This is a genomic window from Streptomyces sp. NPDC053427 (assembly GCF_044544985.1).
In the GTDB taxonomy this organism is placed as follows: Bacteria; Actinomycetota; Actinomycetes; order Streptomycetales; family Streptomycetaceae; genus Streptomyces.
The window spans coordinates 562,590-575,072 of record NZ_JBITYA010000003.1 but is presented as its reverse complement, the minus strand read 5'-3'; the positions used below and the strand labels follow the sequence as shown (position 1 = coordinate 575,072).

The following is a 12,483-nucleotide window of genomic DNA, read 5'->3' as shown; positions in this document are numbered from 1 at the left end:
CGACGGATGGAAGCAAGGCACGGCCCAATGGACGGCCGGTGCCGGCGGGAACAAGGTCAGCGGCGGCTGGAACATCTACGACAAAGTCTTCAGCGGCGGCGAAGGCGTGATCTACGGCATTAAGCCGAATGGCGACTTGCAGTGGTACCGCCACGACGGATGGAAGCAAGGCACGGCCCAATGGACGGCCGGTGCCGGCGGGAACAAGGTCAGCGGCGGCTGGAACATCTACGACAAAGTCTTCAGCGGTGATACATACGTGCCGACGGTGCGACTGCACGCGAAGATCCTCACCACACCCAACGTCGCCGTCGCGGACGCCCTCGCCCGGATGCGCGAGGTCTACTCGACCGCAGGCATCGCGGTCGAGCTGGCCTCGACGGAGAACCTCGACCTTCCCGCCCTCAACGACCTGGACGCGGGCGAGTGCCTGATGGGGCAGGCCACAGAGGAGCAGACCCAGCTCTTCGCCAACCGCAACAACGCGGGCCCGAACGACGTCGTTGTCTACTTTGTACGGTCCACCGTCCCGCCGTTGAACGGCTGCGCCGCACATCCGGCCGGAAGGCCGGGCGCGGTTGTGGCACAGGGCGCCACCCAATGGACGTTGGGCCATGAGGTCGGCCATGTACTGGACTTGTTGCATGTCAACAACAACGACCGTCTCATGACAGGCAACGGGACGGCAAACATCACCAATCCGCCCCCTGACCTGGTTTCTGACGAGGTGAAAATCATGGTCGGCAGTGCGTTCAGCTAGGACGTCTAGGAGGCGCCGCAATGAACAGCGTATCGATGCAGGACGTGCGCCGGGTGCTCGATCCTGAGGAGCCGGACTACGCGGCGATGGCTCAGCTGGGCACCGACAGCCTGCCCCATCTGCGGACCCTGGTTCAGGGGGATGACCCCATGCTCGCTTCCAAGAGCGCCTATGCCGCCAGCGTGCTGGAAGGCGACCAAGGGCAGGATGTCATCCTCACTGCAGCGCGTAGTGATGATCCGGTGCTCCGGGTGGCAGCAGCTGGCGCAGCAGCCAATCTGCCGGCCGCGTCGGCAGCCGATGTACTCGGCGGTCTGGCCGGCGATAGGGACGCTGGCGTACGCAAAGTGGCCATGTCGTCCGTACCGCCGGATGTACCCGACGAGTTGGTCAGCCGTCTCCGGGACGCAGCCACGGAGGCGGAGAACCAGGGCTCTTGACCAGGCTTGCGTCGCCGAGCGGTGCGGTATCCCCAGCGTGGCGCAGGTCGAGTGCGGCAGAGCGACGGGGCCAGAAGCCGCCCCCTACGGTGCCACACCTCGCCCCACGGCGGCAGGCTGTTGTCCTACGAAAGGCTCCTGGAGTGCGCTGGTGGCGCATCAACCGACTCGCCAACCACCTCGCACTAATGGTTGCGACACGTGAGGATCTCAACCGTCACCGGCTCGGTTCCTTTATTGTCCAGTTTCACCACGCCTGGGGTGTCCGAGGTCACGAGCCGCTCGATGGCATCGGCATTGGCCACCAGCAGAGAACCATCCACATCAATCGTCGTTCCGGCGGACAGCTCGAGCTCCTTTGGGTGCCCGAAACTCGGCTACCGCTGCTGACCTGGGCCTTGCGGTCGAGGCCAGGCAGGGCGAGGTCCTGAGGCATGGCTCTGCGACTGCTGTACCTGACCTTCCTGAAGGTCCTGGGGTGGATTGCGTTGCTGGCGCGATCGCAGACTTCAAAGAACGCGGAGGTTCTCGTGTTGCGGCACCAACTGGCGGTGCTGCGCCGTCAGGTTGTCCGGCCACAACTCTTATGGGCGGACCGGGCAGTGATCGCGGGACTGGTTCGGCTGCTGCCCAAGGCCCTGCGAGGGCACCTGTTCGTCACCCCAGGCACGCTGCTGCGCTGGCACGCCGACCTGGTCAAGCGCCGCTGGACCTGCAAGCAGCGAGGACCAGGCCGTCCGTCGACCCGGCGCACTGTGCGGGAGTGGGTGCTGAGAATGGCCGCGGAGAACCCGCACTGGGGATACCGCTGGATCGACGGTGAACTGGCCAGCATGGGCGGCCCGGTTGGCGCCTCCACGGTATGGGCGATCTCGAAGAAGGCCGGAATCGACCCGGCACCACGACGCGCGGGCTCGACCTGGGCGGAGTTCCTGCGCAGCCAGGCCTCCGGAATCCTCGCGGTGGCTCTCTTCCACGTTGACACCGTGTTGCTGCGGCGCCTGTACTGCATGTAGCTATGGAGATCCCCACCCGTCGAGTGCACCTCCTTGGCGTCACCGCCCATCCGACCAGCAGCTGGGCAGTCCAGCAGGCGCGTGACCTCCTCATGGCGTTGGACGACCGCGTTCACCACGTGAAGTTCCTGATCCGAGACACAGCTGCGAAGTTCACCGACGCCATCGACGCCGTCTTCGCATCCGAGGCCATCCAGGTGCTGCTCACCCCGGTTCTGGCCCCGCGGGCAAACGCGTACATTGAGCGCTGGATCGGAGGACGCCGACGGGAACTCCTCGACCGCACGCTGATCGCCAACGAACGGAACCTGCGAAACGCGTTGGCCGCGTACGAGACGCACTTCAACACCCATCGCCCGCACCGTGCCCTCTGCCAAGCAGCACCGCTTCGGCCGCTCCCCGATCCAGTAGACCCGGACGGCAAGGTCATCCGTCGTGATCTACTCGGTGGGGTGGTCCACGAATACACGCAGGTCGCATAGGGCGGCCGAGTTTCGGGCATCCGCAGGATCGGGATGCCGAACTGGTGGGTGCCGTCTACGCGGGTGCAGGCGAGACGGGCGGGCTCGGCAAACAGCGTGCGGTGTGCTCAATCCGATCGACCAGGAGGGTCTGGTCGGGGAGCCGGGCCTGGGCACCCTATGTGAGTTCCTCTGGTACCACGGCCGTGTCGGGAACACGCCAGTTGCGATGACGACGTCGCTGTCCTGGTCGAGGCCGCAGGCGAAGGCATAGAAGTGAGGCAGCTCGTCCGCGCGGACACTGTTGATTCACTCTGCCAAGGCCTGGGCGGTCTCCGGGCCGGGCTTCAGGAACTGGACGAAGGAGCGGATGCACTCGGTGAGCCGCGTCCCAGCGCGCGCTGCTCAGCGGTGCCGCAGATGCGGCCGACATAACGGCCGAAGATCACCGGCATCTCCTCATGTCAGTCCGACAGCTGAGCCTACGACACCTCACCCATCACGCAGTTGACAGTGCCCTCGCGTGGAGAGAACCTGAAATCAGGTCGCACCTGGACGAGCTATGAGAGGTTCGCATTTCAATCAGACTTGCACTCGCCGCGGATGCCTGTTTGCGCGGCGGGTGGCAGCGCCTACCTCTTAAGCCGTGCACCTACGCGTGTACAACATGAGCGACAACAAGATGGAGCCACAGGAAACCCGAGGTCGATTCGCCATTAACTGGCCCGGAATCCTCACGGGCTGACATTGCCGATTTCGGGAAACTGGCCCGGGTTGTGACGGTGATCTCGACGATCTCAATCGCGCCGAGGGGAGACTCTCATGTACGGGCATGTGCGAACCGTCACCGGAAACGAGCCGATTTTCATGATCAAGGTCAGCGTCTATCGGCCTGATTTGACGCTCATCGACCACGCCTATACCAACAATGACGGTTATTACAGTGTGGAAATTCCCGCCGGTGAATCGGTCACCGTACGATTCGACACTCATCACACGCTCAACAATGCGCGGAGCTGGCAGCCCTCGCTGGTCGCCAACGTGATCACCGACGACCACGTACCCCTCGATCGCTACTTGGTGCCCGCTGGCCAGTTCGCCGATACGACGACTGGCGTGGACGTCCTCGGCGGTTTTCTCCTCGCCTCGGCGTCGGGCGATGCAGAAAGGGATGGGGATGGCGATACGGAAGACAGTTACGCCTCCTCGGCAGTGGCGCGGCTATCCCAGATCAAACAGAACAGGCAAGCACTTCAGGATGTCCAGGAGACCCTTCTCCGGTATTTCAGGGAACGCACCTGATCCTGAGCCTTGTCAAGTAACCAGACACGGCCGGTGATTTCCTTGCCGAATTTTCTGCTCGTCAGATCTGCGGATCATGTGCTGCTCGGCGTGAGCTGGTCCGGTCTGACGGTCGCCGAGAAGCGCCCTGACGGTATGCCCGTACTCAAGGCGGTCGCCGACGATGCTCGACTGTTGCTCACGCTTCCGCCCCAGCACGTGGCCGAGGAGACCTCACGGCGCGAGCAAGAGCCACCGCAAAACCTGCCAACGGGCTCAGGCACCCTCGTACCGGTCTGGCGGTCCGCTCTCTCCGGGCCAAGCCGGATCGCCTTCGCGCTGCCGCGCGGCACCACGTTCGTCCCGACGGTGGACGGCATACTCCAAGCCCTGAGCCGAGGCCGGCCGATTCGGCCGGCGTCTCCTCCGGGGGCCGCGGACACGGCTATCGAACTGCCCTGGCGTGTGATCTTTTCGGTGGAGGATCGCCTGGGCGGTCAGGAGGTGACGTCCGTCCATCCCGTGCTTCCCCTGACGGTTGCCGGAGTCTCCGGCCTGTGGCGGGCCCGCCTTGTCTCCAACCGACCGGAGCCGGGAACGCCGGTCCAGGACGCCTCCCTCGCGCTGCGTGCCATCGACAAGGTAACCGCGAAGACCCCCGACCCCGACTTCTCCAACCCACAGGGCTCTATTCCACTGGGCAGGGTGGAGCGGACACGGATCGCCGAAAACGCCGACGAGCAGCCCGCACGGGCCAGCAGGCTCGAACTGAGCTCCCTGGGCGGCACTCTGTCGGCCGTCGGTGTGTGGGAGAACTTCCAGTGGGAGCACGAGGCGGTACTCGGCCGGGACGTCCGGGTCCGCACAGTGACTTCCGGCGTGCTCTATCCGCTGGGCCACCGGGCGAAGTACGTGGAGCTCAGCGAACGGATCTTCGAGAAGACGGTTGGCAACGCGGCCGTGCTCCGGAGCAAGTTCGTCCTCACCGTCACCGAGCCGGTACGCCACCCGCCGCCCGCGGGACCCGCCGCTCGCGCCTTCCCGTTCGGGGACGTTGAGATCACCACCCTGGGGTATCCGGACCTTACCGAGGCGGCCTGGCAGGACTTTGAGCACCACATCGGCGTCTATTTCCAACCGACCATGCCGGGCAACGGGCTCGACGAGCGCGTCAAACCGGTTGCCTTCCCCATCCGGTGTGCGACTCCCGACGGCGAGGTCCGGTTCGAGCTGCCGTTGGTGTTCGTCGCAGATGTGTCCGAGCCCGGCTTCACCTCGCTCACCGACCCCGCCCTGGCGCAGCATCTCTCGGACAAGGTCTACAAGCAGCACTCCGTCACGCTGCCCGGCATTCCGATCGACCTCGTCCGGACGCCCCCGCGCTGCGACGGCGACGTCCATGAGGTGCACGGCATCACCATCGAAGGCAGCCTGCACTCCACCGGGTACCGTCCGGCGCTCAGCGCTCTGGACGTACGACTGCCCGCGCTGCGGACCCTGCTGGGCAAAGATGAGCTGCAAAAGGTCAGCTTCACACCGGAATACCTGAGCCAGGGCGCGACCCAGAACATCCTGCTGAACATCGTTCCTCCGCTCGACATCAACTTCGTCGGCCGGGCCGACCGGTCCGGCGGTCTCGTGGCACCCCACATCAAAACGAACGCGCTGTCCCGCACACTCGGCCCCATCAACCTGGACGCGCTGCCCGCCCCGGGGACGGGACTCATAGACCCGGCGCGCCTCTTCCCCCCCGACGCCACCCTGCTGGGCTTCGCCCTCAAGGATCTGGTCACCGACCTCAAAGAGGCACCCACAATCACCTCCGTGCCTCACCCCGGGGGGCCACCGACGGTGAAGATGGCATGGAGGAGGGTCAAGCTCAAGAAGAGCGGCGCCTTCCAGCCGCCGTCCGACCAGAGCACCCTTGACCTGACCGTGGAGGCGTCGGCCGCCGGCACCAACACCACCTGCGAGGTAAAGGACTTCGCCCTGGAGCTGCCGACCCCTTCCAAACCCTTGCTGAAGCTCCAGTTCGCGTCGCTGACCTTCACCCACGAGAGCGGAGGCCCACCCAGGATCCAGGTGAGCGGTGTGAAGGCCGAGTTCCTCGGCGAACTGCAACTGCTGCAGAAGCTGGGAGAAGCCGTCAGCCTCGGCGGCGCCGAGCCGTACATCGACGTGACGTCGACCGATCTCGTCGCCCACTACTCCTTGCCGCTGCCCTCGGTCCCCTCGGGCGCGTTCGTGATGCGCGACTTCACACTGAACACCGCGATCACCGTGCCCTTCGACAGACGCCCGGTATCGGTGGCTTTCGGCTTCGCAAGCCGGCAGAACCCGTTCACGCTGGCCGTGCTGATGTTCGGCGGCGGCGGGTACCTGGAGTTGGAAGTGGACCACAGCGGGCTGCGGCGGCTGGAAGGGGCTTTGGAGTTCGGCGCGATGCTCGCCGTCGACTTCGTGGTCGCCCGCGGTGAGGTCCACGCTTTCGGCGGGGTCCGGTTCGAGCTGGCCGGCAGCCAGGTCACGATCACCGGATATCTGCGGATCGGCGGGTGCGTCGAGGTTCTCGGGCTGGTGTCGGTGTCCATCGAGCTGTGCATCACGCTGGCCTACCAGTCCGCCACCAAGGCCCTGGTCGGCCGGGCGACGCTCGTCATCGAGATCGACCTCACCCTGTGGTCGGACAGCGTCGAACTCGACAGCGGCACATGGGTGCTGGCCGGCGGCGGAGGCGCAGATCGAGCGCTACCGGCCGCGCGCGACACCGACGAGGGGCTGGCGCGCTGGCGGGCCTACCAGGCCGCGTTCGTACCCGTATCGGCAGGAGACCAGTAGAGGTCCGACAGGAGACCAGCCATGAGCGAGATCGGTGAGGTCCTCAGCATGACGGCCCTTCCCTTCGGGCCGTCCGAGGTCATGTGGAGTGGGAACGGGCAGAGTCTGGCCACATTCGGCCTCCATCCCACGTCCGTTCCGTTCGAGACCCAGATGCTCGCGGTCCTGAACGCCGCGGCGGGCGAAGCGCGCGCGACCGAGGCCACCCTTGACACCAGGTCTGTCGCGGTCAGCCCCGATGGACTGACGGTGGCCGTCGCGGGCCGGCTGGGGGCGGTGGAGACGATCAGGGAGTTCGTGGAGTTCCTGGACTGCAGCGACGTCCCGCCCGACAAGCGGAAGGAGTGTCAGAAATACAATCAGGAAAAGGCTGGCTGGCGCATCAGGGGGTACAAACCGCCTCCTGACCGGGTCAGCGTGCTGGCCGTGGAATCCGACACCGTGCTCTGGCGGCGTGTCGACGACTCCGCAGCGGTACGGCACGTCCGCTACAGCCCCGACGGCAAGCTGCTGGCTGCCTCGGGGCAGGGGCTGCTCCTGCTCGACACGGCCAGCGGCGGCGTACGGCTCACACTCGATTCCCTCTCTTCGCCCCTGCTCCCCACCGCCTTCAGCGGGGACTCCAAACGGCTGGCGGCCGCCGACTCCGCACGCATGGTCCTCATCGACGTCACGGCCGGCGCGACACAGTGGGTCACTCCCCTCCCCGAACCCATCGCGCAGTTCGCCTTCGCCCAGGACGACAGCGCCCTGGTCGTCTCGACGGAGCGTCAGGTGTTCACCCTCGACGCCGGCAGCGGTGATATCCGTACGACCGTGGAACTCCAGGATCCGCTCCTCGGCGGTCACCCGACCGCCTTGAGTGCCGACGGCCGGCGACTGGTCAGGGCCGGGCCGGAGTCGATGACGCTGTGGGACGTGGCCGACGGCAGCCGGCGCTTCGAGACCCCGGTGGGGAACTCTGCCCAGGTCCGGTTCAACCCCGTGCTCCCGGAGATCGCGATCGCGTCGGCCGGCGGAGTGAAAGTGGTGAATTCCGGGCTCGGCACCACGGTTTGGGAACAGGACACAGACTCCCTGACCAACCTCGCGTTCTCCCCGGACGGACAGCGGCTCGCGCTCTGTGGAAGATCGCACGTCCGCGTACACAACATGAACCCCACGGACGTGTCCCATCAGACGCTGGGAGGCCCCGTGGAGCAGATCGCCCTCACCTCCTTCCCCGACCCGCTGGCCGTCGTCGCAAGCCACGACCCCGAGGCGAAGGCGTCGGTGTTCCACGCCGACACCGGTGCGCTGGTCCTGGCGAAGAGCCACCCCGGGCGGATCACCTCCCTGGAGGTCAGCCCGGACGGCCGCCACTTCGCCACCGGCGGCACCGATGGCGGCGCCCGCCTGTTCACCACCCTCACGGGGGACAAACGGTGGGAGGTCGCACACAACGCACCGGTGAACTCAGTCGCGTTCCTGCACGCCGATGGGGATGCCGACCTTGTCACCGCCTCCGGCGACAAGACCGCACGTCGCCTCGCCCGTGCCACCGGCGAGGAACGGTGGCAGTTCAAGCACCCGCAGGCGGTGACCCTGGTGGCCACCAGCCCCGACGGCCGCTGGATCGCCACGGCCTGTGCCGACCGTTCTACCAGGATCCTGAACCCGGCCACCGGTGAGGAACTCTTCCGCTTCCGCCACGACGGGAAGGTCAGGGCGATCGCCTTCGACCCGCAGAGCAAACTGCTGGCCGCCGGCAGCGACGACGATGCCGTGCTGATCATCGACGCTGCCACCGGGCGGGTGCTCGGGCAGTCCCTTCACACGCGCGAGGTGACCGCCGTCGCCTTCAGCCACGACGGGAAACTCCTGGCGACAGCAGGCAAGGACCAGGCAGTCCACCTGGTCGATGTCGGGGCCGACCCGCCGAAGCTGGCCCGGGGCCTGTCCTTCCCGCAGCCGATCACCAGGCTCGCCTTCCACCCGGCCGAGCCGCAGCTCGCGCTCGTCAACGACGAACCGGCACCCACGGTGACGATCACCGACTCTGCCGAAGGCACCAAAATCAGCCGGCTCCCCCATCCGGCCACCATCCACGACCTGACCTACAGCCCCGACGGGAAGCTGATCGCGACGGCCTGTGCGGACCAGCTGGCCCGCGTCTACCGGGGAAGGCGCGAGCCGTGAGCACCTTCCTGTGGGTGGCGGTGCCCGCCGGTCTGTCCCCGCCGTCGACCGCCCGGATCCGTGTCCTGGTGGTCCCCCGGCTCGGCTCCGGCTCGCTCAAGGACCTCGGCCTGCAGGACTGGCCCGCCGCTCTCGCCGACGCCACCTTCGCCCTGGAGGTCAAGACCGCCGACGGCGTCCGTGAGACGGACCGCGCTCCGGTGTACGACCCGGTCGCCGACAGCAACGCCTGGCACGCGTTCTTCGACGGAGACGCCGGGGTGGTCGACGGGTGGACCCCAAAGGAACAGCCGGTTCCGCGGGTCCGCCCGACCTATTCCGACGCCCGGGCCGTCGTGACGTCGTACCGGGAGTGCACGAGCATCCTGACCGATCCCGCATCCGACGGCGAATCGGCCGTCCGGCAGCGGATCGAGCGCTGGAACAGCCCGCTGTCGCCGTCCCCCCAGGCCGAGGAGCCGCTCCCGCCGCTGGCACCGGCCGTCGACTTCCACCGGGCCGTGGCGACGCTGCGCGAGCATCCCACGGTGTTGCAGGCCCTCGGGCTGGTCTTCGAACTGAGCGCTGAGACGGCCGACCTGGACATCGGAACGGGCCCGCGGTTCCTGCGCATCCGCGGCACGGACCTGCCGGTGAGCATCACCTCGCCGTGGACCAAGTACGACCTCGCCGAGGGCGCGTTCTGGCCCGCCCCCGCCGACGGCTCCAGCGGGATCCGCAGGGGCCTTCTGGATCTGAGCGGCGTCGGCCTGCTCGACTGGGCGGGCGCCACGACCCCGCGGTGGGCACTGAGCATGCTCGATGTCGACGGAGCCGTGCGCGCGCTGGGTACGGAGGCCAGGGCGCTGGACGGCGACGGCGAGCGCCGGCCGGCCCTGCCGGACCTGCGGACGGGCGGGCTCATGCTGATCCGGCCGGACCGCCAGTCCGACTTCACGGCCCGGGCCGGCGTTGCCGCGGGCCGGGTTGGAGCCCCCCTGGGAAACGCCGAGTTCACGGCCGAGGACCTGGTCCTCGGCTACCGGGTCGACATCCGGGTCGAAGACGATACCGACTGGCATCCACTGTGCGAGCGCAAGGCCACCTACACTGTCAAGAGCCCTGACGGCGAGGACATCCCGCTGGGCGACGACACCGAACCCGAAGAAGGCCACATCAAGCCCTACGCGGCGGTGAAGACACCCGACGGACGCCTGCACGCCGACGAGGTCGTGGTCCGCTGGGACGGCTGGAGCCTGGCGGCGCCGTTCATGAACCTGCTCGGCGGCGACCCCACGTCTGAACCCAACCCGGCACAGACGCCTCCATACGTATTCCGTTGGGAATTCAAGCCCTCGGAGGGCACGCTGCCCCGTCTGCGGTTCGCGACGCGCTACCAGATGCGGATCCGGATCGCCGACCTCACCGGCGGTGGCCTGATAAACCTGCCGGGCAGCACCGGTGCCACCGAAACGGTCCTCTATACCCGGAGCGATCCCATCCAGCCGCCCCGGCTGAGCCACGACGGCACGTTCAGCACGGGTGCGGCCGTCGACCGGATGGTCATCCGCAGCGATCGCGGCATGAACACCGCGCAGTTCCATGCCGCCAACCCCCAGTACCCCAAGGCCGAACAGCGCACCATCCACCCGCCGACCGTCAGCTTCGCCCTCGCCGAGCAGCATGGCAAGTTCGATCCGAAAGACCCCGAGGACTCCGGTCCGCAGTTCACCGAGCGCACCTGGAACCTGGCGCTGCGCGCGCTGCGCGCCGAAGCCGCTGACGACCCGGCTGGCGCGCTGCCCGACCCGGCGGCCAGCGGCATCAGCGCCCACATTTCCGCCGCGCCCGGCGGACTCGCCGCCCCGATCACCGAGCGGGCCGACTGGACGGCCGACCCCAAGCACGTCGAACTCTCCGAGCCTGAACAGCTCACCCCAGTCCCTCCGATCAAGCTCGACTGGAAGGGCGACAGACAGCTGGACATCCAGCTGGCCCAGGCCGAAGAGGCGGTCCTCGAACTGTCCTCCACCGTCCGTCACAATTTCCTCGATCACTTCTCCGTCAACTCCTGGCTGGTCCAGCCGGTCGACTCCCCCGGGGTCCCCAAACCGGCCGACCAGTGGCAGGTCGACGTGCTCAACGGGCGCCACCCGCTGCTCTCCCCCGTCCGCAGGATCCACGTGGTCCATGCCGTCAGACGCCCGCTGGCAGAGCCGCGCTGGGAGAAGTTCAAGCGCGAGAACGTCGTACGCGCCGAGCGCGCCACGTACGCCGTTCTGCAGCCTGTCTTCTTGCCCACCGGGCTGAACACCGACAGCACAGGCCGGCTGGAGATCTCCGCGACCTGGCGTGAATGGTCGAACGCGGGCGACCACCAGGAGAACGTCGACTACCTGTACGGGGAGACCATCGCCCGGGGCGATCCGCCTGCTCTGGCGATCCGCCACGAGTTCGGCGACACCAAGCACCGCAAGGTCACGTACACACTGAAGGCGATCAGCCGCTTCCGCACGTACTTCGACGCCGCGGACCCGGACGAAGCCTTCCGGCTGACCCGCACCCAGGATCCCGTCGTCATCCCCTCCAGCGCCCGCCCCCCGGACCTGACGGTGCTGTCGACGACGCCTTCCTTCCGCTGGCAGAGTCAACCGACGTCCACCCGGATCGAGCATTCCCGTGCCTCACGGCGACTGAGAGTGGAACTCGCGAGCCCCTGGTACGAGACCGGTGAGGGGGAACGTCTCGCCGTCCTCGTCGCCGCCGACGGTGCCACGCCCGCGGTCCCGGTTACCCAGCTCGGCCGGGATCCCCTCTTCGCGTCCGCGCCGCTTCCGCCTCTGGCCGCCAAGAGCTGGTTCACCGGCTTCAGCGAGACACCCTCCACCTCGCCGGACCTAGGCCCGTCAATCTGGCTCGTTCCCTACGCCGTCACCCACGAAGGCGACCGCTGGTACGCCGACATCGAGATCACCCCGCCCCAGACGGCACCCTCCTACGCACCGTTCGTCAGGCTCGCACTCGCCCGCTACCAGCCCAACACCCTGCCCGAGCTGTCCCCCCTCTCCCCCATCGTCGTGTCCGACCCAGTACGGCTCCTCCCCGACCGTCGCCTGATCATCGAGCGGACCGGACCCGACCTGCACCTGTCCCTGCTCGGAACAGGCCCGAACCCGCCCAACCGTCTGGAAGCCACCCTGGAGGAGGCACACACCCCCTCGGGAACCCACCCTGACTCGATCGACCTGATCGACCTCACCAGCCCGCCCACCGCAGACATCCCCGCCTGGCGTCCAGTGCCGTCCCACACCCTGACGAGTGATCAGCCGGAAACCCCGTCCACTCTGCGAATGCCTCCCGGCACCGCTCCTCTGCGACTCCGCGTCCGCGAAGTCGAACGGCTCGACGCCCCCCTCGCCTCGACATCGCCCGCGGAACTCCGGGACCGTACGGCGTTCGTCGACGTCGTTCCGCTCCCCGCCAACTGGCGGCCGGGCTGACCAGACATGAGGTCCGTTCTGGTGGGCATG

The 12,483-nt window shown here is 67.4% G+C and carries 9 protein-coding genes; 8 read left to right on the top strand and 1 reads right to left on the bottom strand.

The features are described from left to right. Window positions 1-760 (top strand): tachylectin-related carbohydrate-binding protein (locus ACIGWZ_RS10650; RefSeq protein WP_400062889.1); only part of this gene is annotated, 760 nt, incomplete at its 5' end. Between the two features lie 20 nt (window positions 761-780). Then, window positions 781-1,200 (top strand): hypothetical protein, encoded by a 420-nt coding sequence (locus ACIGWZ_RS10645; RefSeq protein ID WP_400062887.1) that lies wholly within the window; start codon window positions 781-783, stop codon window positions 1,198-1,200. A 185-nt stretch (window positions 1,201-1,385) separates the two neighbouring features. Here the strand turns inward: ACIGWZ_RS10645 and ACIGWZ_RS10640 are convergent, their stop codons facing one another. Then, window positions 1,386-1,523 carry a hypothetical protein gene (locus ACIGWZ_RS10640; RefSeq protein ID WP_400062885.1) on the bottom strand — a complete coding sequence of 46 codons (138 nt, stop codon included), beginning with the start codon at window positions 1,521-1,523 and terminating at the stop codon, window positions 1,386-1,388. Window positions 1,524-1,634: 111 nt separating this feature from the next. On the opposite strand from ACIGWZ_RS10640, the gene ACIGWZ_RS10635 reads away from it, so the two are divergent. From ACIGWZ_RS10635 to ACIGWZ_RS10610, 6 genes are all read left to right on the top strand, one after another. Further along, window positions 1,635-2,216: a hypothetical protein gene (locus ACIGWZ_RS10635; protein ID WP_400062883.1), complete on the top strand. Its 582-nt coding sequence runs from the start codon at window positions 1,635-1,637 to the stop codon at window positions 2,214-2,216. 2 nt (window positions 2,217-2,218) lie between these two features. Then, entirely contained in the window at window positions 2,219-2,698 is a 480-nt protein-coding gene (locus ACIGWZ_RS10630; RefSeq protein WP_400062880.1) for an integrase core domain-containing protein, read from the top strand. Between the two features lie 801 nt (window positions 2,699-3,499). Further along, on the top strand, window positions 3,500-3,979 hold the full coding sequence (locus ACIGWZ_RS10625) for a carboxypeptidase regulatory-like domain-containing protein (protein WP_400062879.1): 480 nt from the start codon (window positions 3,500-3,502) through the stop codon (window positions 3,977-3,979). Window positions 3,980-4,435: 456 nt separating this feature from the next. Next, window positions 4,436-6,796: a hypothetical protein gene (locus tag ACIGWZ_RS10620; RefSeq protein WP_400062877.1), complete on the top strand. Its 2,361-nt coding sequence runs from the start codon at window positions 4,436-4,438 to the stop codon at window positions 6,794-6,796. A gap of 21 nt (window positions 6,797-6,817) precedes the next feature. Further along, on the top strand, window positions 6,818-8,974 hold the full coding sequence (locus tag ACIGWZ_RS10615; protein WP_400062875.1) for a PQQ-binding-like beta-propeller repeat protein: 2,157 nt from the start codon (window positions 6,818-6,820) through the stop codon (window positions 8,972-8,974). Further along, the gene (locus ACIGWZ_RS10610) at window positions 8,971-12,453 is read left to right on the top strand and encodes a hypothetical protein (RefSeq protein WP_400062874.1); all 3,483 of its coding nucleotides are present in this window, start codon (window positions 8,971-8,973) and stop codon (window positions 12,451-12,453) included. Before ACIGWZ_RS10615 ends, ACIGWZ_RS10610 begins: the two co-directional genes overlap by 4 nt. Window positions 12,454-12,483: the final 30 nt, after the last annotated feature.